Consider the following 23626-nt stretch of genomic DNA (forward strand, 5'->3'; position numbering starts at 1 on the left):
ACAGTCCCTGAGCACACAGTCCTTGTGCACACAGTCCATGAGCCAGCCGCACTGTCGCGGGCCCCGGAGGATGTCGTGAGCGACACACAGACCCTGATCGAAAACCGGCCGCCGTCGGTGGCGGCCCTCTTCCTGGAGCGCGTGGCGGCCACGCCCGACGCCGAAGCCTTCCGTTACCCGGTGCCGACGGCCTCGGGCGAGGGCCCGGCCGACTGGAAGTCGCTGAGCTGGGCCCAGACGGCCGAGCGGGTGCGCGCGATCGCCGCCGGGCTGGTCGAACTGGGTGTGCAGCCGGAGCAGCGCGTCGCCCTCGCCTCCGCGACCCGGATCGAGTGGATCCTCGGCGACCTCGGCATCATGTGCGCGGGCGCGGCCACCACCACCGTCTATCCGCAGACCAACGCCGACGAGTCCGCGTACATCCTCGCCGACTCCGGCAGCCGTGTACTGATCGCGGAGGACGCGGCGCAGCTCGCCAAGGCGCGCGAGAAGAAGGACGAGCTGCCCGAGCTGACCCATGTCGTCGTCATCGACACCGAGGGCGCGGACCTCTCCGAGGACTGGGTGCTGTCCCTCGCCGAGCTGGAGAAGCGGGGCGCGGCCCGGCTGGAGAAGGACCCCGACCTGGTCCAGGAGAAGGTCGCGGCGATCACCAAGGACCAGCTCGCCACCCTCATCTACACCTCGGGCACCACCGGCCGCCCCAAGGGTGTGCGTCTGCCGCACGACAACTGGTCGTACATGGCGAAGGCGATCGCCGCGACCGGGCTGCTCACCGACGCGGATGTGCAGTACCTCTGGCTGCCGCTCGCCCATGTGTTCGGCAAGGTGCTGACCTCGGGGCATATCGAGATCGGGCACATCACCGCCGTGGACGGCCGTGTCGACAAGATCATCGAGAATCTGCCGGTCGTCCAGCCGACGTACATGGCGGCCGTGCCGCGCATCTTCGAGAAGGTCTACAACGGCGTCGCCGCCAAGGCCCGCGAGGGCGGCCCCGCCAAGTACAAGATCTTCCAGTGGGCGGCCGAGGTCTCCCGCGAGTACGCCAAGGCCAGCCAGGACAGCTTCCGCCGCACCGGCACCGCCTCCGCGCCCTTCGCGCTGACCGCGAAGCACAAGGTCGCCGACGCGCTGGTCTACAAGAAGCTCCGCGAGGCCTTCGGCGGCCGGCTGCGCGCCTGTGTCTCCGGGTCCGTCGCGCTCGCCCCCGACATCGGCTACTTCTTCGCCGGCGCCGGCATCCACATCCTGGAGGGCTACGGCCTGACCGAGACCTCGGCGGCCTCCTTCGTGAACCCCGGCGAGGCGTACCGCACGGGTACGGTCGGCAAGCCGCTGCCCGGCTGCGAGGTGCGCATCGCGGACGACGGCGAGATCCTGCTGCGCGGCCCCGGCATCATGGAGGGCTACCACGGGCTGCCCGAGAAGACCGCCGAGGTGCTGGAGGCCGACGGCTGGTTCCACACCGGTGACATCGGCGAGCTGTCGCCCGACGGCTATCTGCGGATCACCGACCGCAAGAAGGACCTGTTCAAGACGTCCGGCGGCAAGTACGTCGCGCCGACCGAGATCGAGGGCCAGTTCAAGGCGCTGTGCCCGTTCACGTCCAACGTCATGGTGATCGGCGCCGACCGCAACTTCTGCACCGCCCTCATCGCCCTCGACGAGCCGTCCATCCTCGGCTGGGCCAAGGAGAACGGGCTGGTGGGCAAGTCGTACGAGGAGGTCATCGCGGCGCCGGTGACGGTCGAGTTCATCGAGGGGCATGTGAAGCGGCTCAACGAGGGGCTGCAGCGGTGGCAGACGGTCAAGAAGTTCCGGTTGCTGCCGCGGGATCTGGATGTGGAGCACGGGGAGTTGACGCCGAGCCTGAAGTTGAAGCGGCCGGTGGTCGAGCGGGAGTACAAGCATCTGATCGACGAGATGTACGCCGGAGCGCGGGAGGCGTAGCGCTCCGCTCGGGGGGCGAGGGGAACTGCGGACCGTCGGCAGGCTGCGGGGCGTACCTGGCTGGGCGCGCCCACGCGGCGGAGCCGCACATTCAACACAGCCCCGCGCCCCTGGGTCACGTGCCCTGATCGCCCGCTATCAAGTCCCGTAGGTATCTGACCTGTGTCCGCAGCTCCGCCAAGTCGGGTGCGGGCTCGGTCAGGTGCTTCTCCAACGATGCCAAGCGCGCGGTGACCTGCTGAGCGTGCTCCTGTCGCTGTGCCAGCAACCGCTCCAACTGCTGGTTCTTCCTGTACAGGTCCAGGAACACGCTCACCTTCGCCCGTAGCACCCAGGGGTCGAACGGCTTGGTCAGATAGTCGGCCGCGCCCGTCGCGTAACCGCGGAAGGCGTAGCCGGCGTCGGCGTCCGTGCCGGTGAGGAAGATGATCGGGACGTCCTTGGTCTGGTCGAGGCGTTTGATGTTGGCGGCCGTCTCGAAGCCGTCCATGCCCGGCATGCGGATGTCGAGGAGGACCACGGCGAAGCGCTGTCTGAGCAGCGCCTTCATCGCATCCTCGCCCGAACGGGCCCGTACGAGCGGCTCGTTGAGGGACGCCAGGACGGCCTCCAGGGCGATCAGGTTGTCCTCCATGTCGTCGACGAGGAGTATTCCCGCGCGTCCGTCGGCCCGGTCCTGAGTGCTCATGGTGAAGGTGTCTCGTTCTCTTCGGTGGGTTTCTCTGGTTCCGTGCCTGCCGCGCCCACCGGGCCAGCCGTGCCGTCGGGGTCGAGGACCGCGCAGACGACGGTGAGCAGCTGGTCGACGTCCACCGGCTTGGGCACGTAGTCGTTGGCGCCCCGGGCGATGGACTTCTCGCGGTCGCCGGGCATCGCCTTCGCGGTCAGCGCGACGATGGGCAGGCCCGCCCAGCGCGGGGTGCGGCGGATGGCGGAGAGCGTCTCGTAGCCGTCCATCTCCGGCATCATGATGTCCATCAGGACGAGTTCGACGTCCGGGTTGCGCTCCAGGGTCTCGATGCCCTCGCGGCCGTTCTCCGCGTACAGGACCGGCATGCCGACGCGGCCCAGGACATGGGTGAGCGCGAAGACGTTGCGGATGTCGTCGTCCACGATCAGTACGCGGCGGCCGGGCAGGACCTGGCCCGCCCGGCCCGACTTCCAGGCCTCCAGCTTGGTCGGCGCGGGCCAGGTGTCGTCGCTGTCGTGCGCCGCGGGGTACGGCTCGGCGGTGAGCTGCTCGGGCACGAGGGCGAGCGCGCCGCGGTCCTCGGGAGCGGGGCCCGGCGCCGAGTGGCCGGGGCTGTAGACCGGCACGTACAGCGTGAACGTCGAGCCCCTGCCCGGGACGCTCTCGGCGATGATCCTGCCGCCCAGCAGACCCGCGATCTCCCGGCTGATGGACAGGCCGAGGCCCGTGCCGCCGTACTTGCGGTTCGTGGTGCCGTCGGCCTGCTGGAACGCCTCGAAGATCACCGGGAGTTTCTCGGCCGCGATGCCGATGCCGGTGTCGGAGACCGCGAAGGCGATCACGTCGTCGCTGTTCTCGCGGGTGTAGAGGTGGTCCGGGTCGCTGAGCCTGCGTACGGTCAGCTCGACGTGGCCGGACGCGGTGAACTTGATCGCGTTGGAGATGAGGTTGCGGAGGATCTGCTGGAGGCGTTGCTCGTCGGAGTACATCTCGCGCGGTACGTCCGCGCCGACCGTCACCTCGAAGGCCAGGCCCCGGTCGAGGGTGAGGGGGCGGAATGTGGCGTGGACGTAGTCCAGCAGCTTGATCAGCGGCAGCTTCTTCGGGCGTACGTCCATCCGGCCCGCCTCGATCTTCGACAGGTCCAGGATGTCGTTGATCAGCTGGAGGAGGTCCGAGCCCGAGCGGTGGATCGTGGCCGCGAACTGCACTTCCTGGTCGGAGAGATGGCCGTCCGGGTTGTCGGAGAGCAGCCTGGCCAGGATCAGGAGCGAGTTGAGCGGCGTGCGCAGCTCGTGCGACATGTTCGCCAGGAACTCCGACTTGTATTGGGAGGACGTGGCCAGCAGGGCTGCCTTCTCCTCCAGTTCGGCGTTCGAGTGCTGCAACTCCGCCTGCTGCTTCTGGAGTTCGTCGGAGCGCTCCTGGAGCTGCATGGCCAGGCGCTGAGACTCGCCCAGGAGTGACTCGGTACGGGAGTTGGCGATGATCGTGTTGATCGCGACGCCGATCGTGTTCACGAACTGGTCGAAGAAGGCCAGGTGGACGTCGGAGAAGCGGGAGAAGGAGGCGAGTTCGATCACGCCGAGGAGTGTGTCCTCGAAGAGGATCGGGATGATGACGACGCTGGAGGGGGCCGCCTCGCCCAGACCGCTGTTGATCTTGATGTAGTCCGGCGGGGCCTCCTCGACCAGGATGCGCTTCTTCTCCCGGGCCGCCTGGGCCACCAGGCCGTGCACCGGCAGGCCCCCGGTCTCGACCGTCGCGCCCTGTGCCGCGCCGTAGCCGGCGATGAAGGCCAGGCCCTTGGTGGGCGCCACCGGGCGCAGGGTCGTGCCGTCCTCCTCGGGGTCGGCCAGGTAGAAGGCGCCGTACTGGGCGTTCACCAGCGGGGTCAGCTCGCGCAGGATCAGGTCGGCGACCTCCATCAGGTCGCGGTGGCCCTGCATCAGGGCGGCGAGCCGGGCCAGGTTGGACTCCAGCCAGTCCTTCGCACGGGTCGTCTCACGGAGGTTGGCCACCATCAGGTTGATGTTGTCCTTCAGCTCCGCGACCTCGCCGCGCGTCTCCACCGAGATCGAGCGGGACATGTCGCCCTGGGCCACGGCGGAGGCGACCTCGGCGATCGCTCGGACCTGAGTGGTCAGATTCAGCGCGAGTTCGTTCACGTTCGTCGTCAGACGCTTCCAGGTGCCGTACACGCCCTCGACCCGTGCCTGACCGCCGAGCTGGCCCTCCGAACCCACCTCGCGGGCCACGCGCGTGACCTCGGAGGAGAAGGAGGAGAGCGTGTCGACCATCGTGTTGATGGTCGTCTTCAGTTCGAGGATCTCGCCGCGGGCGTCGACGTCGATCTTCTTCGAGAGGTCGCCCTGCGCCACCGCCGTGGCCACTTGAGCGATGTTTCTGACCTGAGATGTGAGGTTGTCGGCCATGTAGTTGACGTTGTCGGTCAGATCTCGCCACACACCGGACACGCCCAGCACCTGGGCGCGGCCGCCGAGCCGGCCGTCGGTGCCCACCTCGCGGGCGACCCTCGTCACCTCGTCGGCGAAGGCGCGCAGCTGGTCCACCATCGTGTTGACGGTGTCCTTCAGTTCGAGGATCTCGCCGCGCGCGTCGACGGTGATCTTCTTGGAGAGGTTGCCGTTGGCGACGGCCGTGGTCACCTGGGCGATGTTGCGGACCTGAGAGGTGAGGTTCAGCGCCATGAAGTTGACGTTGTCGGTGAGGTCTTTCCAGACGCCCGACACGCCTCTGACCTGGGCCTGACCGCCGAGGTTGCCCTCGGTGCCGACCTCGCGGGCCACACGGGTCACCTCGTCCGCGAACGCCGAGAGCTGGTCGACCATCGTGTTGATCGTGGACTTCAGCTCAAGGATCTCACCCTTCGCCTCCACCGTGATCTTCTTGCCGAGATCGCCCTGGGCCACGGCCGTGGAGACGAGCGCGATGTTCCTGACCTGCGAAGTCAGGTTGTCCGCCATGAAGTTGACGTTGTCGGTGAGGTCTTTCCAGACGCCCGACACGCCTCTGACCTGGGCCCGGCCGCCGAGGTTGCCCTCGGTGCCGACCTCGCGGGCGACACGGGTGACCTCGTCGGCGAAGGCGAGGAGCTGGTCGACCATCGTGTTGATCGTCGACTTCAGTTCGAGGATCTCGCCCTGGGCGTCGACGGTGATCTTCTGGCTGAGGTCGCCGTTGGCGACGGCCGTCGTCACCTGGGCGATGTTGCGGACCTGGGAGGTCAGGTTCGACGCCATGAAGTTGACGTTGTCGGTGAGGTCCTTCCAGACCCCGGACACGCCTCTGACCTGGGCCCGGCCGCCCAACTGGCCCTCGGTGCCGACCTCGCGGGCCACGCGCGTGACCTCGTCGGCGAACGCGGAGAGCTGATCGACCATCGTGTTCACCGTGAGCTTCAGCTCCAGCAACTCGCCGGTCGCCTCCACGGTCACCGTACGGGTCAGATCGCCGCGCGCCACGGCCGTGGTCACCAGGGCGATGTCACGGACCTGCGCGGTCAGCCGGGCGGCCATGGTGTTGACCGCCTCGGTCACATCCCGCCAACTTCCGGACAGCCCCCGCACCTTGGCGCGACCGCCGAGCCGCCCTTCCGTACCGACCTCGCGCGCGACCCGGGTCACCTCGCCCGTGAACAACGACAACTGGTCGACCATCTTGTTCACGGCCCGGCCCAACCGCCTTAGATCACCCCGGAGTTGGCGATTGCCGTCGTGCAGGTCGACGCGCTGGGTGAGATCGCCGCCGGCCACCGCGTCCAGCACACGGGTCGCGTTCGCGGCCGGGGCGACCAGCGCGTCGAGGGTCTGGTTCACGTCATTGACCCGGGTGGCCCAGGCGCCCTGCCCGGGACTGGCGGAAAGCCGCTCGTCCAGGCGGCCGTGGCGGACCAACTCCCGCCGGACGCGCTGCACTTCCGTACCGAAGTGGGTGCTCCGGTCGATGATCTGGTTGAACAGGGCGCACAGCTCCGCGACCGGCGCGGGCCCCGTTTCCGCCACTTTGGTGAAGCTGCCGTCCCTGGCCGCGGTCATCGCGGCGAGCAGGGCACGCAGATCGGATGCGCGGATCCGGTCGTCCGTTTCGCTGTCTTTTTGACCGACTTCGTGTGCCCGCGTAGCACTGTTCTCACTCATGGTGGCCCACTTCGGTAACTCGGCGCTTATGGGCGTGGCCAGTCTGTCACTCTGTCCGTGCCACCTGAGGCCCATTCGTCCGAACTTCTCGGGGAGCCGCGCAATGGGTGCCGTTCCGACGCAACGGGAGAGCGCGTCGTGTGCTCCCGGCACGCTCGCGTACGGGGAAGGGGGCGTGCACGGAGGGGAACTGGAGGTCGTGGGAGGCGTGGACGGCACGGGAGTCGAGGTGGACATGGGTGGCCCGGGAGGCTTGGGGGACGTGGTGGTGCGCGCCGGAGTGCACCGGCGTGCGGTGGCGCGTGCGACCTTGCCCGGCAGCCCGCTCGCGCCGGGAGCCGCCCGCCGTTTCGTCCGTGCCGCGCTCGCGGAGTGGGCCGAACTCGGTCTGCCCGGCGCCGCCGACCTCCCCGCCCGTCTCGCCGAGGACGTACTCGTCGTGGTCAGCGAGCTGGTCACCAACGCGGTCGTGCACGCGGGCACCGAGGTCGAACTGTTCTGTCGGCTCGACCACGACCACCGCCACCCCGACACGGCACCCGGCCGCCTCGTCGTCGAGGTCTCCGACCACCACCCCTCCCGCCCCGTAAGGGACGAGGGCGCCGAGCGCCCGTACCTGGTCGAACGCCCTTATGAGGCCGCCGAGTACGGGCGGGGCCTGCGCCTCGTCGCCGCCCTCTCCGAGGCCTGGGGGATCACCTATCGCACCGGGGTGAAGGCCGTGTGGGCGCGGTTGTCGGTGGACGGCGGGATGGGGGTCGTCGAGGGGGCGGGGGAGGCGTACGGGGGTGCGCGCGGCCATGGGGAGGGGGCGCGGGCGTACGCCGGTGCGGAACGGGAGGGAGGGGCGGCGGGGACGTACGGCTTCGAGCCCGCCCGGACGGAATCGACGGAACCCGGCGGGAGGACGGAACCGGCGTGGCGGATCGAACCCACCGAACGCGCCGAACCGGCGGAACCGGCCGAACCGGTCCTCGACGCAGGTCGGGCCCCGCTCGGCATCATCGCCCCCGCTCCCCGCCACGGTGTCGAGCGCGACCCGGAGTGGCTGAACCGCGGTGCTCTCTCCTTCCTCGCCGAGGCCTCCGATCTGCTCGCCGGACAGCTCGACGAGGATCTGGTCGCCGCGCTCGCCGGACAGCTCCTGGTGCCGCGCCTCGCCGACTGGTGCGCGGTGTGGCTGGAGGACGAGGGCCTGGGCTGGCGCGGCGGCGAGGGGTCGCACGGGGCGGGCCAGCGGCTCGCCCGGGTCTGGCACGGCAGCGAGAACCGCATCGAGGAGCTTCGGCGGGCCCTGGAGAAGGACCCGCCCCGGCTGCCGGACGCGGTGCGCTCGCGGGCGGTCGTCGTGCCCTGGCCGGGGCTGCCGGAGGAACAGCCGGGTCTGCCGGAAGAACGGTGGGAAGAGCGGTCGGGAGGGCAGGAGAGGGCTTCGGGCGAGGTGGGTCACGCGGCCGGGGACGGTGAGGCAGGCGGCGACGGTGAGGCGGAGGGTGCCGCCCTCGCCTACCGGCTGATCGCGGGCGGACGCCCCCTCGGCACGCTGGTCATCGGCCGCGCCGGACTGCTCCGCTTCCCGGACGAGGTCACCGGCCTGGTCGAGGACCTCAGCCGCCGGGTCGCGCTGGCCATCGGGGCGGCCCGCCAGTACGCCCGGCAGGCCACCATCAGCCGGGTCCTGCAGCGCGGGCTGCTGCCCGGCGCGGTCGCCGAGATCCCCGGCGTGGCGAGCGCCCTCGTCTACGAGCCGTGCGACAAGGGCGGCCCCAGCGGCGACTTCTACGACCTGTTCCCGGCGGGCCGGGGCCGCTGGTGCTTCGCGCTCGGCGACGTCCAGGGCAAGGGCCCCGAGGCCGCGGTCGTCATCGGCCTCGCCCGCCCCTGGCTGCGGCTGCTCGCCCGCGAGGGATACGGCGTCCCGGACGTCCTGGACCGCCTCAACCAGCTCCTCCTCGACGACGCCACCGAGGCCGCCGACGCCGCCGCCCGCGCCCTCGTGGCCGCCGGCGGACCCGGGCTCGGCGCGGACGAGGGCCCCCAGACCCGCTTCCTCTCCCTCCTCTACGGCGAACTCGTCCCCTTCGACGGCGGCGTCCGCTGCACCCTCGCCTCGGCCGGACATCCGCTGCCGCTGCTCCTCGGTGCCGACGGCGAGGTACGGACCATGGCCGAGCCACAGACCCTGCTCGGGGTGATCGAGGACGAGACGTACGCCTCCGAGACGTTCGAGCTGCGCCACGGCGACACGCTGCTGTGCGTCACGGACGGGGTGACCGAGCGGCGCTCCGGCCCGCACATGTTCGACGACCGCGACGGTCTCGCCGACGCGCTGTGCGGCTGCGCCGGGCTCGGCGCCGAGCTGATCGCCGAGCGCATCCGGCGGCTCGTGCACGAGTTCGGGGAACGGCCGCCGGAGGACGACCTGGCGCTGCTGGTGCTGCAGGCGGAGTAGCGCTCACCCGCCCGGGACGGGTCAGCGCGCGAAGTAACGGGGGACGACGAAGCGGCCCTCGTCCGCGTCGTAACCGCGGGTGTAGTCGTTGTGGATCGCCTTTCCGCAATTGGCGTCCGCGTACGGAATCAGGGCGAGCGACGGCCTGTCGGTGTAGGACTGGTAATACTTCTTCGACCCGGGCGCGCTGTTGGGCATGCACTGGTTGTTCCAGCGGGGGTTGCGCCAGCTGTGCACGTCGTTCGTCTTGTTCACGACCGCGATGCAGTATCAGCCGCTCGGCGCGCCGCAGTAGCGGTCGGCGGCGCTCGCCTGGCCCGCCAGCGCGCCCACCGACAGCACCGACGCGAGCATCGAGCCCGCCAGCGCGTACCGGAGCGCGTTCCTGGTATTCGACATGTCACTCCTTGCGAAACCGATCGAGAGTTTGATCTCAACAGCAAGGAAAACGTAGGTCGTGGCAGGAGGCTGCTCAATGAAATCCAGGATTCTCTTAATGATCCGCTGATTTTCGAAGGGCCTCGTTTGTGGGCTCGCACCTGGACCGTGGACAATGGAAGGCATGCCTTCCGCACTCCCCGACGGTGAGCCCGTCCCCGACGACGGGGCGCTGCCCGCGCACGCCCTGGCCGGGGCGGCGGCGCGTCCCCTCGGGTTCTATCTGCACGTCCCCTACTGCGCGACCCGCTGCGGCTACTGCGACTTCAACACGTACACCGCGACCGAGCTGCGCGGCACAGGTGGGGTGCTGGCCTCCCGCGACAACTACGCGGACACCGTGATCGACGAGATCCGCCTGGCCCGCAAGGTCCTCGGCGACGACCCGCGCCCCGTCCGCACGGTCTTCGTCGGCGGCGGCACACCCACGCTGCTGGCCGCCGACGACCTCGTACGGATGCTGGGGGCGATCCGCGACGAGTTCGGCCTCGCGGACGACGCGGAGGTCACGACGGAGGCGAACCCGGAGTCGGTGGACCCGGCGTACCTGGCGACCCTCCGGGCCGGCGGCTTCAACCGGATCTCCTTCGGCATGCAGAGCGCGCGGCAGCACGTCCTGAAGGTGCTGGACCGTACGCACACGCCCGGGCGCCCCGAGGCGTGCGTCGCGGAGGCGCGGGCGGCGGGCTTCGAGCATGTCAACCTCGACCTGATCTACGGCACACCGGGCGAGTCCGACGACGACTGGCGGGCCTCCCTGGACGCCGCGCTCGGCGCCGGCCCCGACCACGTCTCGGCGTACGCGCTGATCGTCGAGGAGGGCACACAGCTCGCCCGCCGTATCCGCCGGGGCGAGGTCCCGATGACGGACGACGACGTCCACGCGGACCGCTACCTGATCGCGGAGGAGACGCTGTCCGGGGCGGGCTACGAGTGGTACGAGGTGTCGAACTGGGCCACGTCCGCATCCGCCCGCTGCCTTCACAACGAGTTGTACTGGCGCGGCGCCGACTGGTGGGGTGCGGGGCCGGGGGCGCACAGCCATGTGGGCGGGGTGCGCTGGTGGAACGTGAAGCATCCGGGGGCGTACGCCGGGGCCCTCGCGGCGGGCCGCTCACCGGGCGCCGGGCGCGAACTCCTCACGGAGGAGGACCGCCGCGTGGAGCGGATCCTGCTGGAGCTGCGGCTGCGGGAGGGGGCGCCGTTGGCGCTGCTGCGGCCGGATGGGCTGACGGCGGCCGGGCGGGCCCTGACGGACGGGTTGCTGGCGGCCGGTCCGTACGAGGAGGGGCGGGCGGTGCTGACGCTGCGCGGGCGGCTGCTGGCGGACGCGGTGGTGCGGGACCTGGTGGACTGAGGCGCCGGGGCGGGGCGGGGAGGCCCGCAGCTCGGCGGCTACGAGGTGCCGCTGCGCCCACCCGTGCCGCCCCAGCGGCACGACTGCCCGCAGCCAGGTCGGACAGGACGGCTACCGCGGAGCCGTCACGAAGTCGATCAGTTCCTCCACCCGCCCCAGCAACTCCGGCTCCAGGTCCTTGTAGGACCGCACCCGCCCCAGAATCCCCTGCCACGCCGCCCCGGTGTTTTCCGGCCAGCCCAGTGCTCGGCACACGCCCGTCTTCCAGTCCTGGCCGTGAGGGACGCGCGGCCACCCCGGGATGCCCAACGACGACGGCTTCACCGCCTCCCAGATGTCGATGTACGGGTGGCCGACCACCAGGGCGTGTTCGCTGGTCACCGACGCCGCGATGCGGGACTCCTTGCTGCCGGGGACCAGGTGGTCGACCAGGACTCCGAGGCGGGCGTCGGGGCCGGGCGCGAAGGCTGCGACGATCGCGGGGAGGTCGTCCACACCCTCCAGGTACTCCACCACCACGCCCTCGATGCGCAGGTCGTCGCCCCAGACCTTCTCGACCAGTTCGGCGTCGTGGCGCCCCTCCACATAGATGCGCCCGGCGCGGGCCACGCGCGCGCGTGCACCCGGGACCGCCACCGACCCGGAGGCCGTGCGGGACGGGCGGACCGGGGCCGAGGAGGACGGGCGTACCAGCGTCACCACCCTGCCCTCCAGCAGGAAGCCCCGCGGCTCCAGCGGGAACACCCGGTGCTTGCCGAAGCGGTCCTCCAGCGTGACCGTGCCCGCCTCGCAGCGGATCACCGCGCCGCAGAAACCCGTGCCGGGCTCCTCGACCACCAGACCGGGGTCGGCCGGGACCTCCGGTACCGGCTTGGGCTTCTTCCAGGGAGGGGTCAGGTCCGGTGAGTACTGGCGCATTCGGATGACGATAGGAGATGACGATCGGAGAAGCCGTCGAAGAGGCCCTACGACACGCCGAAGCGGACCGCCAGCGCGTCCCGCTGGGCCCTGACGAACGCCGCGTCCACCACCGCCCCGTGCCCCGGCACATACAGCGCGTCCTCGCCGCCCAGGTCCAGCAGGCGGTCCAGGGCCGCCGGCCAGTGGGAGGGGACCGCGTCCGGGCCGGCCTGCGGATCACCCGACTCCTCCACCAGGTCGCCGCAGAACACCACCTCCGGGGACGAAGGGGAACCCGGCACGAGCACCGCGAGGTCGTGCGCCGTGTGGCCCGGGCCCACGTTCGCCAGCAGTACCTGCACGCCACCGCCGAGGTCGAGGGTCCACTCGCCGGAGACATGGTGGTGGGGGCGCACCAGGAGGTCAGCGGCCTCGGCGGCCTCCCCGGCGTCGAGACCGTTGCGTACGGCGTCGGCGCGCAGCTCCTCCCGGTCGCGGGCGAGGGCCTTGTCCAGGCCCACCGCGCCGAACACCTCCACCCCCGCGAACGCCGCCGCCCCGAAGACATGGTCGAAGTGGGAGTGCGTCAGCGCGAGATGTGTCACACGGGCGCCGCCCAGCAGCCGCCGCGCCTCGTTGCGCAACCGCGCGCCCTCTCCGAGGCTCGATCCCGCGTCGATCAGGAGGACCGCCCCGTCCCCGACCACGAGCCCGGCCGTGCAGTCCCATACGGGCAGCCGGCACCGCCCGACCCGGCGCGTCACCTCTTCCCACCCGGACTCTTCCCAAGTCACCGTCATACCTCGACGCTAGCCGTAGCCCCTCCGCACCCCGCCGAGGCGAAAGCGCCACAACCATCACCTACTCGCGAGTAGAAGACGGCCGGAAAGCGGCCGGAACGCGGAGGAGCAGTGGTGCGACATCGCCGGACAGGTCGGTACACGTCGGCATGGCATGGCTGGACCGGCCTTGCCGTGGCCGTACCCCACCGCCGTACACTGGGCGCGGGAGTGCTGGCACTCGCCCGGGGCGAGTGCCAAGGGGGAGTGGCGGGAGAGACGAGAGCTGGAGGTGTGCGCGTTGCTCAGTGAACGCAGGCTGCAAGTGCTGCGCGCCATCGTCCAGGACTACGTCGGCACCGAGGAGCCGGTGGGTTCCAAGGCGCTCACCGAGCGGCACAACCTCGGCGTGTCCCCGGCGACCGTCCGCAACGACATGGCGGCCCTGGAGGACGAGGGGTACATCGCGCAGCCGCACACCAGTGCGGGCCGCATCCCCACCGACAAGGGGTACCGCCTCTTCGTCGACAAGCTCGCCGGCGTCAAGCCGATGACCCCGCCCGAGCGGCGCGCCATCCAGAACTTCCTGGACGGCGCGGTCGACCTCGACGACGTGGTGGCCAGGACCGTTCGGCTGCTCGCGCAGCTGACGCGGCAGGTCGCCGTCGTGCAGTACCCCTCGCTCACGCGTTCGACCGTGCGGCACGTGGAACTGTTGTCGCTCGCCCCCGCCCGCCTCATGCTCGTGCTGATCACGGACACGGGCCGGGTGGAACAGCGGCTGGTGGACTGCCCGGCGCCGTTCGGAGAAACGTCTCTCGCGGATCTGCGGGCACGGCTGAACAGCCGGGTCGCGGGCCGTCGTTTCACGGACGTACCGCGCCTGGTCGAGGACCTCCCCGAGGCGTTCGACGTGGAGGACCGGGGTACGGTCGCGACCGTGCTCTCCACGCTCCTCGAAGCACTCGTGGAGGAGAGCGAGGAGCGGCTGATGATCGGCGGAACGGCCAATCTCACCCGCTTCGGACATGACTTTCCCCTCACCATCCGGCCCGTGCTGGAGGCACTGGAGGAGCAGGTCGTGCTCCTCAAGTTGCTCGGTGAGGCGGGGGATTCGGGCATGACCGTACGGATCGGTCACGAGAACGCCTATGAGGGACTCAACTCCACCTCGGTCGTCTCGGTCGGCTACGGTTCGGGCGGCGAGGCAGTAGCGAAACTGGGCGTGGTCGGACCTACGCGCATGGACTATCCGGGAACGATGGGAGCGGTACGAGCGGTGGCACGGTACGTCGGACAGATCCTGGCGGAGTCCTAAAGTGGCCACGGACTACTACGCCGTACTCGGCGTGCGCCGCGACGCGTCTCAGGACGAGATCAAGAAGGCGTTCCGGAGGCTCGCGCGCGAGCTGCACCCGGACGTCAACCCCGATCCGAAGACCCAGGAGCGGTTCAAGGAGATCAACGCCGCCTACGAGGTGCTGTCGGACCCGCAGAAGAAGCAGGTCTACGACCTCGGCGGCGACCCGCTCTCGCAGAGCGGCGGCGGCGCGGGCCCGGGCGGCTTCGGCGCCGGTGGCTTCGGGAACTTCTCGGACATCATGGACGCGTTCTTCGGTACGGCGTCCCAGCGGGGGCCGCGGTCGCGTACGCGCCGGGGCCAGGACGCGATGATCCGGCTGGAGATCGACCTCGACGAGGCGGCCTTCGGCACGACGAAGGACATCCAGGTCGACACGGCCGTCATCTGCACCACCTGCAGCGGTGAGGGCGCGGCTCCGGGCACCACCGCCCAGACCTGTGACATGTGCCGGGGCCGCGGTGAGGTCTCGCAGGTCACGCGGTCCTTCCTCGGCCAGGTCATGACCTCCCGGCCCTGCCCGCAGTGCCAGGGGTTCGGCACGATCGTGCCCAACCCCTGCCCCGAGTGCGCGGGCGACGGGCGGGTCCGGTCGCGGCGGACGCTGACGGTGAAGATCCCGGCCGGTGTCGACAACGGCACGCGGATCCAGCTGGCCGGTGAGGGCGAGGTCGGCCCCGGTGGCGGTCCCGCCGGTGACCTGTACGTCGAGATCCACGAGCTGCCGCACCCGACGTTCCAGCGGCGCGGCGACGATCTGCACTGCACGGTGACGATTCCGATGACCGCGGCGGCGCTGGGCACGAAGGTGCCGTTGGAGACGCTGGACGGGCTGGAGGAGGTCGACATCCGGCCCGGGACCCAGTCCGGGCAGTCGATTCCGCTGCACGGGCGGGGCGTCACGCATCTGCGGGGCGGGGGGCGTGGCGATCTGATCGTGCATGTCGAGGTGCAGACACCCGCGAAGCTCGATCCCGAGCAGGAGGGCCTGCTGCGGCAGCTCGCCGTGCTGCGTGGCGAGGAGCGGCCCACGGGGCAGTTCCAGCCCGGGCAGCAGGGGTTGTTCTCCCGGCTCAAGGACGCGTTCAACGGGCGCTGAGGAGTCGTTCGGCGGGTGCGGGTTCCCTGTGGTTGCTCGCGGTGGTTGCTCGCGCCCACGCGGCGGAGCCGCATGTCGACAGTCCCGCGTCCCTTTGAGGGGCGCGGGGAACCGCGCGACAAGCCCCCACCGGGCCGCAATCCGGCAACGCGGCTGGCGGGGGCAATTCGGTGTTGTTCGAGGGGCATGACACCATGCCGTCATGTCCTCCGCGCTGACCGATCTCGTTCCGCTTCCGATCGTGCAGGCCCCCATGGCGGGCGGTGTCTCCGTGCCGCCGTTGGCCGCCGCCGTGTCCGAGGCCGGTGGGCTCGGGTTCCTCGCCGCCGGTTACAAGACGGCCGACGGGATGTATCAGGAGATCAAGACGCTGAGGGGCCTCACTTCGCGTCCCTTCGGTGTGAATCTGTTCATGCCGCAGCCCGAGTACGCCGACGCCGGCGCCGTCGAGGTGTACGCCGAACAACTCGCCGGTGAGTCCACCTGGTACGAAACCGAGCTGGGCGACCCCGACAGCGGACGCGACGACGGGTACGACGCCAAGCTCGCCGTACTCCTCGACGATCCGGTGCCCGTGGTGTCGTTCCACTTCGGCTGCCCGACCCCCGAGGTCATCGAGTCCCTCGCCCGCAAGGGCACGCTCACCCTCGTCACCGCCACCTCGGCGGAGGAGGCCCAGGCCGTCGAGCGGTCCGGCGCGCACGCCGTGATCGTGCAGGGCGTCGAGGCCGGCGGCCACCAGGGCACCCACCGCGACGACCCCGAGCGGGACTGCGCCGGCATCGGGCTGCTCGCCCTGCTCGCTCAGGTCCGCGAGGCCGTGGCCCTGCCGATCGTCGCCGCCGGCGGCGTCATGCGCGGCAGCCAGATCGCCGCCCTCCTCGCGGCGGGCGCGAGCGCGGCCCAGCTCGGCACCGCGTTCCTCGCCACCCCCGAGTCCGGGGCGCAGGCCGTGCACAAGCAGGCGCTGACCGACCCGCTCTTCGTCCGTACGGAGCTGACCCGCGCCTTCTCCGGGCGCCCGGCCCGCGGCCTGGTCAACCGTTTCCTGCGCGAGCACGGCCCGTACGCGCCGGTCGCCTACCCCGAGGTCCACCACCTCACCTCGCCGTTGCGCAAGGCCGCCGCCAAGGCCGGGGACGCGCAGGGCATGGCCCTGTGGGCCGGACAGGGGCACCGGATGGCCCGCGCGCTGCCCGCCGGGGAGCTGGTGCGGGTGCTGGCCGCCGAACTCGCCGCCGCGAAGGCCGAGTTCACCGCCGGGCGTGCGGGCGGGAGTGAGGGCTGATGACCGCTCCCGTCTTCGTGGTCGATTCGCTCGGGCGTCTGCCCGGCGGGATGTTCGTGCTCGACGGGCCGGAGGGGCGGCACGCCGTCTCCGTGAAGCGGCTGCGGGCCGGTGAGGACGTCGTGCTCACGGACGGGCGCGGGCGGTGGGCCGAGGGGGTCGTCAAGGCCGCCGAGGGCAAGGACCGGCTGGTCGTCATGGACCTGGAGTCCGTTCATGAGGAGCCCGTCGCCGAACCGCGGATCACCGTCGTGCAGGCCCTGCCCAAGGGAGACCGGGGCGAGTTGGCCGTCGAGACCATGACCGAGGTGGGGGTCGACGCGATCGTGCCGTGGGCGGCCTCCCGGTGCATCACCCAGTGGAAGGCCGAGCGGGGGGCGAAGGCGCTCGCCAAATGGCGGGCCACGGCTCGGGAGGCGGGGAAGCAGTCCCGTCGGGTGCGGTTCCCCGAGGTCGCGGAGGCGGCGAGCAGCAAGCAGGTCGCCGCGCTGTTGGCTGGGGCGGGGTTCGCGGGCGTGCTCCACGAGAGCGGTGAGGAGCCGCTGGCGACTGCCGAACTGCCGGCCTCGGGGGAGATCGTGCTGGTGGTGGGTCCTGAAGGGGGCGTGTCGCCGGAGGAGTTGGCGTTGTTCGAGGAGGCGGGGGCGCGGGCGTATCGGCTGGGGCCGAGCGTGCTGCGTACGTCGACGGCCGGGACGGCTGCGGCAGCCTTGTTGCTGGGGCGTACGGGGCGCTGGTCGTAGGCGGGGAGCGGTCTGTCGGCCGCGGCCCGGTGCGGCTTCTCGCGCGGTTCCCCGCGCATCCGAAGGGGCGCGCCCCCAGAGATGGCCGCATGCGGTCTTTCGTGTTCCGGTGGGTGGTGGCAGGCTGCCGTCCATGGGGGCATTTCGGGTTCTGTCGGGTGCGGTGGTCGGCGTCGGGGTCGTCGTGGCTCTGGTGGGCTGTGAGCCGGGGGCCGGGCTCAGCACCGGCGCGGTCGCGTTCACGACCGATCAGACGGCGACCAGGGAACTGGAGAAGCAGGGCCTCGACGTGCGGTGGCTCACCTGCACCGCGTCGTACGACGACAGCAAGAACAGCGACGACAAGCAGGCCGGGAACAAGTCCTCGCCCTCAGCCCACACCGTCGCGAACGTCGACTGCACCGGCGAGGACAAGAAGGGCCGCGAGATCAAGGTCACCGGGAAGGTGACCAAGGAGGTCAGCGGCAAGTGCGTACGCGGGGATCTCACCGCGAAGGTCGACGGCAAGGAGTGGTTCCGCGTCGACGTCCTGGGCAACTGCAACGCACCCGACGCCACGCCCACTCCCAACTCGCCCGTCACCGACCAGCCGAACCAGCCCGGACCCACCGTGACCGTCACCCAGACCATCTGGTGCCAGAGGGACCCGGAGTGCTGGCCCGAGGGCAAGTGAGGCCCCACGACAGGCCCTCCGTGGGCGACATGATCCAAACCCCTCCCCAGAATCCCGCCCGCTGCCTACAGTGAGTCAGGTGACTGAGTCCGCACCGTCTGCATCCGCCGCCTATTTCCGGTATCCGCACCTGCACGGCGATCTGGTCGCCTTCACCGCCGAGGACGACGTCTGGGTCGCCCCCCTCGACGGCGGCCGCGCCTGGCGGGTCAGCGCCGACAACGTACCCGTCAACCATCCGCGTATCTCCCCGGACGGCACGACCCTCGCCTGGACCTCCACCCGCGACGGCGCGCCCGAGGTGCACATCGCCCCGATCGACGGCGGCCCCGCCAAGCGCCTCACGTACTGGGGCAGTTCACGCACCCAGGTGCGCGGCTGGACCCCGGACGGCCGGGTCCTCGCGGTCAGTACGCAGGGGCAGGCCAGCCTCCGCCGCTCCTGGGCCCGCGCGATCCCGCTCGACGGCGGCCCGGCCACGACCCTGCCGTACGGGCCCGTCGGCCATGTCGCCCACGGCCCGGCCACCGTGCTGCTGTCCGCGCCGATGGGCCGCGAGGCCGCCTGGTGGAAGCGGTACCGGGGCGGCACGGCAGGCAAGTTGTGGATCCAGCGCGACAGCGGCGACGGCGAGTTCGTGCGGCTGCATGCCGATCTCGACGGGAATCTCGAGTACCCGTCGTGGGTGGGGGAGCGGATCGCCTTTCTCTCCGATCACGAGGGGGTCGGGGCGCTCTACACCTCCCTCTCCGACGGGTCCGATCTACGGCGGCACACGCCCGTCGACGGTTTTTACGCCCGGCACGCGGCCACCGACGGCACCCGCGTCGTGTACGCCTCCGCAGGTGAGCTGTGGCTGCTCGACGATCTGGACGGGGCCGAGCCGCGCAGGCTCGACATCCGGCTCGGCGGGCAGCGCGTGGATCTCCAGCCGTTCCCGGTGAACGCCTCGCGCTGGTTCGGGGCAGCCGCGCCCGACCACACCGCCCGCGGCAGCGCGGTCTCCGTGCGCGGCTCCGTCCACTGGGTCACCCACCGCTCCGGTCCCGCCCGCGCGCTCGCCGCCGAGCCCGGGGTGCGCGCCCGGCTGCCCCGCACCTTCCGGGTGGAGGGCGAGGAGTGGGTGGTGTGGGTGACGGACGCGGAGGGCGACGACGCGCTGGAGTTCGCCCCGGCGACCGGTGTCGGGCCCGGCGCGACCCCGCGCCGCCTCGCCGCCGGACAGATGGGCCGCGTACTCGGACTCGCCATGGCACCCGACGGCAGCCGGGCCGCCGTAGCCACACACGACGGGCGTGTCCTGCTCGTCGAGCGGGAGACAGGAGAGGTCCGGGAGGTCGACCGGAGCGAGGACGGGGAGGTCTCCGGGCTCGTCTTCTCGCCCGACTCGGCCTGGCTCGCCTGGTCGCACCCCGGCCCGCGCCCGCTGCGCCAGCTCAAGCTCGCCAACACCGCCGACCTGTCCGTCACCGAGGCGACCCCGCTGCGCTTCCAGGACTACTCGCCGACGTTCACCCTCGACGGCAAACACCTCGCCTTCCTCTCCGCGCGCGCCTTCGACCCGGTCTACGACGAACACGTCTTCGACCTGCACTTCGTCAGCGGCGCCCGTCCGCACCTCATCACCCTCGCCGCGACGACCCCGTCCCCCTTCGGGCCGCAGCGCCACGGCCGCCCGTTCGAGGCGCCCGAGAAGGACGAGACCCCGGACAGCGAGGGCGCCCCCGCGACCCGTATCGACCTCGACGGACTCGGCGACCGGATCGTCCCGTTCCCCGTCGAGGCCGCCCGCTACTCGACGCTCCGCGCCGCCAAGGACGGCGTGCTGTGGCTGCGCCACCCGGTCACCGGCGTCCTCGGCCACTCCCGGGCCACGCCCGACGACCCGGACCCGAAGACCTCCCTGGAGCGCTACGACCTCGCCCAGCGGCGCCTCGAATACCTCGCCTCCGACGCCGACCACTTCTCGGTCAGCGGCGACGGCAAGCGGGTCCTGCTGTGGACCGACGGCAAGCTCAAGGTCGTCCCCAGCGACCGGCGCGCCTCGAACGACGACGAGAGCGACAGCAACATCACCGTCGACCTCACCCGCGTACGCCAGACCGTCGACCCGGCCGCCGAGTGGCGCCAGATGTACGACGAGACCGGCCGCCTCATGCGCGACAACTTCTGGCGGCCGGACCTGGGCGGGGTGGACTGGGACGGGGTCCTGGAGCGGTACCGGCCCGTCCTGGACCGGGTGGCCACGCACGACGACCTCGTCGACCTGCTGTGGGAGGTGCAGGGCGAGCTGGGCACCTCCCACGCGTACGTCACCCCGCGCGGCGGCGGTGGCTCCGGCGACCGGCGGCAGGGGCTGCTCGGCGCGGACATCTCCCGGCACGAGGACGGCAGTTGGCGCATCGACCGGGTACTGCCCTCGGAGACCTCCGACCCCGACGCGCACTCGCCGCTCGCCGCGCCCGGGGTGGCCGTGCGGGCCGGGGACGCGATCGTCGCCGTCGGCGGGCAGCCGGTCGACACCGTGGCGGGGCCCGGGCCGCTGCTCGTCGGTACGGCGGGCAAGGCGATCGAGCTGACCGTCTCGCCGTCCGGCGGCGGGGACCCCCGGCACGCGGTCGTCGTACCCATCGCGGACGAGGAGCCGCTGCGGTACCACGCGTGGGTGGCGGACCGGCGGGCCTATGTGCACGAGCGGTCCGGGGGCCGGCTCGGCTATCTGCACGTACCGGACATGCAGGCGCCCGGCTGGGCGCAGATCCACCGCGACCTGCGGATCGAGGTGGCGAGGGAAGGGCTGGTCGTGGACGTCCGGGAGAACCGGGGCGGGCACACCTCCCAGCTGATCGTGGAGAAGCTGGCCCGGCGGATCGTCGGGTGGGACCTGCCGCGCGGCATGCGGGCGTCCAGCTACCCCGACGACGCGCCGCGCGGGCCCGTCGTCGCCGTCGCCAACGAGTTCTCCGGGTCCGACGGGGACATCGTGAACGCGGCGATCAAGGCGCTCGGGATCGGGCCGGTCGTCGGGACGCGGACGTGGGGCGGGGTGGTCGGGATCGACAGCCGCTACCGGCTCGTCGACGGGACGTTGGTGACGCAGCCCAAGTACGCCTTCTGGTTGGAGGGGTACGGGTGGGGCGTCGAGAACCACGGGGTCGATCCGGACGTGGAGGTCGTCCAGGCGCCGCACGACCATGCCGCCGGGCGGGATGTCCAGCTGGACGCGGCGATCCGGCTGGCGCTGGAGGGGCTGGAGGAACGGCCGGCGAAGGCGGCACCGGAGCTGCCGGGAGCGTAGTTCGTCGTGGTCGCTCGCGCGGTTCCGCGCGCCCTTCGAGGGGCGCGCGGAACCGCGCGACAAGCCGCCACCGGGCCGCAGTCGACGAACTCCCCCGATACGATGCCCCCCGTACGCGATCACCCGCGGCGCGAGGAGGAACACATGGCAGGGGAGCCGCAGGACGGCTGTCTGTTCTGCAAGATCGTCGAGGGACACGTGCCCGCGACGATCGTCCGTGAGACGGAGACGACCGTCGCGTTCCGCGACATCAACCCCCAGGCACCCACCCACGTCCTGGTCATCCCGAAGGCGCACTACCCGACCGCCGCCGAACTCGCCGCCGCCGAACCCACCATCGCCGCGGACCTCCTGCGCGAGGCCCAGACGGTCGCCGACGAGGACAAGCTGGAGAGCTACCGCATCGTCTTCAACACCGGCCCCGGCGCCGGCCAGACCGTCTTCCACGCCCACGCCCACGTCCTCGGCGGCCGCGGCCTGCAGTGGCCCCCCGGGTAACGAGCCGTGTCCGTACGCGAATTCGTGGTCCTCGGCACCGCCAGCCAGGTCCCGACCCGGCACCGCAACCACAACGGCTATCTCCTGCGCTGGGACGGACAGGGGATCCTCTTCGATCCCGGCGAGGGCACCCAGCGGCAGATGCTGAGAGCCGGGGTCGCCGCGCACGACCTCGACCGGATCTGCGTCACCCACTTCCACGGGGACCACTCCCTCGGCCTCGCCGGCGTCATCCAGCGCATCAACCTCGACCGCGTCCCGCACGACGTCACGGCCCACTACCCGCGTTCCGGCCAGCGCTTCTTCGACCGGCTGCGCTACGCCACCGCCTACCGCGAGACGGTCCGGCTGATCGAGGCACCGGTCGAGGAGGACGGCGTACTCGCCGCCACCTCCTCCTACACCCTCGACGCGCGCAAGCTCTCCCACCCCGTCGAGTCGTACGGCTACCGGCTGATCGAACCCGACGGGCGCCGCATGCTGCCCGAGCGGCTCGCCGCGCGCGGGATCAGGGGCGCGGACATCGGCCGGATCCAGCGGGAGGGCGCCGTCGACGGTGTGGCGCTGGAAGACGTGAGCGAGCCGCGGCGCGGGCAGCGGTTCGCGTTCGTCATGGACACCCGGCTGTGCGACGGCGTGTACGCGCTCGCGGACGCCGCCGACATGCTCGTCATCGAGTCCACCTTCCTGGACGAGGACGTCGAACTCGCCGTCGAGCACGGGCACCTGACCGCGGGCCAGGCGGCCTCCGTCGCCCGGGACTGCGGCGTACGGCATCTCGTGCTCACCCACTTCAGCCAGCGCTACTCCGAGCCGGACGAATTCGAGCGGCAGGCGCGGGCCGCCGGGTTCGAGGGGGAGCTGACGGTCGCGCACGACCTGCTGCGGGTGCCGTTGCCGAAACGGCGGTAACACACCCGTACGATGCTTTGATGTCCCTCCCCAAAGCTGAACTGCACCTGCACATCGAAGGCACCCTGGAGCCGGAGCTGGCTTTCGAGCTGGCCGCGCGCAATGGGGTCGCGCTGCCGTACGCCGACACGGACGCGCTCCGCGAGGCGTACCGGTTCGAGGACCTCCAGTCCTTTCTGAACCTGTACTACGAGCTGATGGCCGTGCTCCGCACCGAGCAGGACTTCGCCGACCTCGCCGACGCCTATCTCGCCCGCGCCGCCGCGCAGGGCGTACGGCATGTCGAGATGTTCTTCGATCCGCAGGCACACCTCGCCCGGGGCGTCGGCATGGGCACGGTCGTCGACGGGCTGTGGCGGGCGCTGGAGAAGAGCGAGGAGAGGCATGGCGTCTCCACTCAGCTGATCATGTGTTTTCTGCGGGACGAGTCCGCCGAGTCCGCCATGGAGACGCTCGAAGCGGCGGGGCCGTACCTCGACCGGATCGTCGGGATCGGGCTCGACTCCGCCGAGGTCGGGCATCCGCCGGTGAAGTTCCGCGAGGTGTACGAGGCCGCCGCCGCGCTCGGTCTGCGGCGGGTGGCGCACGCTGGTGAGGAGGGGCCGCCGGCGTACATCACCGAGGCCCTGGACGTCCTCGGTGTCGAGCGGATCGACCACGGGCTGCGGTGCATGGAGGACGAGGAACTGGTGGCCAGGCTGGTCCGGGACCGGGTGCCCCTGACCCTCTGCCCGCTGTCCAACGTAAGGCTGCGGACCGTCGACACGCTCGCCGAGCACCCGCTGCCCGCGATGCTCGACGCCGGGCTGCTGTGCACGGTCAACTCCGACGACCCGGCCTACTTCGGCGGCTACGCGGGCGACAACTTCGACGCCGTACGAGCCACGCTCGGCCTGAGCGAGGACCGGCTGCGCGAACTCGCCCGCAACTCCTTCGTCGCGTCCTTCCTGGAGCACGACGAGGAGCGGCGGACGCGGTATCTCGCGGAGGTGGAGGCGTACGAGTTCGGATGACGGTCGCGTTCG

General features: G+C 71.2%; 18 protein-coding genes. 12 read left to right on the plus strand and 6 right to left on the minus strand.

The genetic code is table 11. The features are described from left to right. The first annotated feature begins 75 nt into the window (after positions 1-75). Entirely contained in the window at positions 76-1953 is a 1878-nt protein-coding gene (locus tag SGFS_RS37775) for an AMP-dependent synthetase/ligase (protein WP_286256684.1), read from the plus strand. 115 nt (positions 1954-2068) lie between these two features. On the opposite strand, the gene SGFS_RS37780 is transcribed toward SGFS_RS37775, so the two are convergent. Together SGFS_RS37780 and SGFS_RS37785 are read right to left on the minus strand one after the other, a co-directional pair. Next, positions 2069-2641, minus strand: a complete 573-nt coding sequence (locus SGFS_RS37780; protein WP_286256685.1) for a response regulator — start codon at positions 2639-2641, stop codon at positions 2069-2071. Beyond that, entirely contained in the window at positions 2638-6804 is a 4167-nt protein-coding gene (locus SGFS_RS37785; protein WP_286256687.1) for a HAMP domain-containing protein, read from the minus strand. The genes SGFS_RS37780 and SGFS_RS37785 overlap by 4 nt, the downstream gene beginning before the upstream one ends. A 235-nt stretch (positions 6805-7039) precedes the next feature. Here SGFS_RS37785 and SGFS_RS37790 point away from each other — a divergent pair, with 235 nt between their 5' ends. After that, a complete protein-coding gene (locus SGFS_RS37790; protein WP_286260267.1) occupies positions 7040-9256 on the plus strand; it encodes an ATP-binding SpoIIE family protein phosphatase in 2217 nt (738 codons plus the stop codon). 21 nt (positions 9257-9277) lie between these two features. Here the strand turns inward: SGFS_RS37790 and SGFS_RS37795 are convergent, their stop codons facing one another. Both SGFS_RS37795 and SGFS_RS37800 read right to left on the minus strand, forming a co-directional pair. Further along, complete coding sequence (locus SGFS_RS37795) at positions 9278-9511, minus strand: hypothetical protein (RefSeq protein WP_286256688.1); 234 nt, start codon at positions 9509-9511, stop codon at positions 9278-9280. A gap of 15 nt (positions 9512-9526) precedes the next feature. Beyond that, positions 9527-9655, minus strand: a complete 129-nt coding sequence (locus tag SGFS_RS37800) for a hypothetical protein (protein WP_286256689.1) — start codon at positions 9653-9655, stop codon at positions 9527-9529. A 163-nt stretch (positions 9656-9818) separates the two neighbouring features. Here SGFS_RS37800 and hemW point away from each other — a divergent pair, with 163 nt between their 5' ends. Next, on the plus strand, positions 9819-11051 hold the full coding sequence (gene hemW / locus SGFS_RS37805) for a radical SAM family heme chaperone HemW (RefSeq protein WP_286256690.1): 1233 nt from the start codon (positions 9819-9821) through the stop codon (positions 11049-11051). A gap of 111 nt (positions 11052-11162) precedes the next feature. Here the strand turns inward: hemW and SGFS_RS37810 are convergent, their stop codons facing one another. Both SGFS_RS37810 and SGFS_RS37815 read right to left on the minus strand, forming a co-directional pair. Beyond that, entirely contained in the window at positions 11163-11969 is an 807-nt protein-coding gene (locus tag SGFS_RS37810) for a DUF3097 domain-containing protein (RefSeq protein ID WP_286256691.1), read from the minus strand. Positions 11970-12016: 47 nt separating this feature from the next. After that, positions 12017-12751, minus strand: coding sequence for an MBL fold metallo-hydrolase (locus tag SGFS_RS37815; RefSeq protein WP_286256692.1), 735 nt, complete (start codon positions 12749-12751; stop codon positions 12017-12019). 280 nt (positions 12752-13031) lie between these two features. Here SGFS_RS37815 and hrcA point away from each other — a divergent pair, with 280 nt between their 5' ends. The 9 genes from hrcA (at position 13032) to SGFS_RS37860 (ending at position 23614) form a co-directional block, all read left to right on the plus strand. Continuing rightward, complete coding sequence (gene hrcA / locus SGFS_RS37820; protein ID WP_286256693.1) at positions 13032-14048, plus strand: heat-inducible transcriptional repressor HrcA; 1017 nt, start codon at positions 13032-13034, stop codon at positions 14046-14048. A 1-nt stretch (position 14049) separates the two neighbouring features. Next, entirely contained in the window at positions 14050-15189 is a 1140-nt protein-coding gene (gene dnaJ / locus SGFS_RS37825; protein WP_286256694.1) for a molecular chaperone DnaJ, read from the plus strand. A gap of 202 nt (positions 15190-15391) precedes the next feature. Next, positions 15392-16477, plus strand: coding sequence for a nitronate monooxygenase (locus SGFS_RS37830; RefSeq protein WP_286256695.1), 1086 nt, complete (start codon positions 15392-15394; stop codon positions 16475-16477). After that, on the plus strand, positions 16477-17220 hold the full coding sequence (locus tag SGFS_RS37835; protein WP_286256696.1) for a 16S rRNA (uracil(1498)-N(3))-methyltransferase: 744 nt from the start codon (positions 16477-16479) through the stop codon (positions 17218-17220). Before SGFS_RS37830 ends, SGFS_RS37835 begins: the two co-directional genes overlap by 1 nt. 133 nt (positions 17221-17353) lie before the next feature. Beyond that, the gene (locus SGFS_RS37840) at positions 17354-17893 is read left to right on the plus strand and encodes a hypothetical protein (protein WP_286256697.1); all 540 of its coding nucleotides are present in this window, start codon (positions 17354-17356) and stop codon (positions 17891-17893) included. A gap of 79 nt (positions 17894-17972) precedes the next feature. Beyond that, on the plus strand, positions 17973-21191 hold the full coding sequence (locus SGFS_RS37845; protein WP_286256698.1) for a S41 family peptidase: 3219 nt from the start codon (positions 17973-17975) through the stop codon (positions 21189-21191). 144 nt (positions 21192-21335) lie between these two features. Then, a complete protein-coding gene (locus SGFS_RS37850) occupies positions 21336-21689 on the plus strand; it encodes a histidine triad nucleotide-binding protein (protein ID WP_286256699.1) in 354 nt (117 codons plus the stop codon). 6 nt (positions 21690-21695) lie between these two features. Continuing rightward, positions 21696-22601, plus strand: coding sequence for a ribonuclease Z (locus tag SGFS_RS37855; protein ID WP_286256700.1), 906 nt, complete (start codon positions 21696-21698; stop codon positions 22599-22601). Between the two features lie 20 nt (positions 22602-22621). Further along, complete coding sequence (locus tag SGFS_RS37860; protein ID WP_286256701.1) at positions 22622-23614, plus strand: adenosine deaminase; 993 nt, start codon at positions 22622-22624, stop codon at positions 23612-23614. The last annotated feature ends 12 nt before the right edge of the window (positions 23615-23626 follow it).

Origin of the sequence: Streptomyces graminofaciens, from assembly GCF_030294945.1 — a bacterium.
In the GTDB taxonomy this organism is placed as follows: domain Bacteria; phylum Actinomycetota; class Actinomycetes; order Streptomycetales; family Streptomycetaceae; genus Streptomyces; species Streptomyces graminofaciens.

Bases quoted from the DNA above. Each gene is read 5' to 3' on its own strand.
- SGFS_RS37780 (WP_286256685.1), bottom strand. From the start codon at position 2,641: ATGAGCACTCAGGACCGGGCCGACGGACGCGCGGGAATACTCCTCGTC.
- SGFS_RS37785 (WP_286256687.1), bottom strand. From the start codon at position 6,804: ATGAGTGAGAACAGTGCTACGCGGGCACACGAAGTCGGTCAAAAAGAC.
- SGFS_RS37790 (WP_286260267.1), top strand. From the start codon at position 7,040: ATGGGTGGCCCGGGAGGCTTGGGGGACGTGGTGGTGCGCGCCGGAGTG.
- SGFS_RS37800 (WP_286256689.1), bottom strand. From the start codon at position 9,655: ATGTCGAATACCAGGAACGCGCTCCGGTACGCGCTGGCGGGCTCGATG.
- hemW (WP_286256690.1), top strand. From the start codon at position 9,819: ATGCCTTCCGCACTCCCCGACGGTGAGCCCGTCCCCGACGACGGGGCG.
- SGFS_RS37810 (WP_286256691.1), bottom strand. From the start codon at position 11,969: ATGCGCCAGTACTCACCGGACCTGACCCCTCCCTGGAAGAAGCCCAAG.
- SGFS_RS37815 (WP_286256692.1), bottom strand. From the start codon at position 12,751: ATGACGGTGACTTGGGAAGAGTCCGGGTGGGAAGAGGTGACGCGCCGG.
- SGFS_RS37830 (WP_286256695.1), top strand. From the start codon at position 15,392: ATGTCCTCCGCGCTGACCGATCTCGTTCCGCTTCCGATCGTGCAGGCC.
- SGFS_RS37835 (WP_286256696.1), top strand. From the start codon at position 16,477: ATGACCGCTCCCGTCTTCGTGGTCGATTCGCTCGGGCGTCTGCCCGGC.
- SGFS_RS37840 (WP_286256697.1), top strand. From the start codon at position 17,354: ATGGGGGCATTTCGGGTTCTGTCGGGTGCGGTGGTCGGCGTCGGGGTC.
- SGFS_RS37850 (WP_286256699.1), top strand. From the start codon at position 21,336: ATGGCAGGGGAGCCGCAGGACGGCTGTCTGTTCTGCAAGATCGTCGAG.
- SGFS_RS37860 (WP_286256701.1), top strand. From the start codon at position 22,622: ATGTCCCTCCCCAAAGCTGAACTGCACCTGCACATCGAAGGCACCCTG.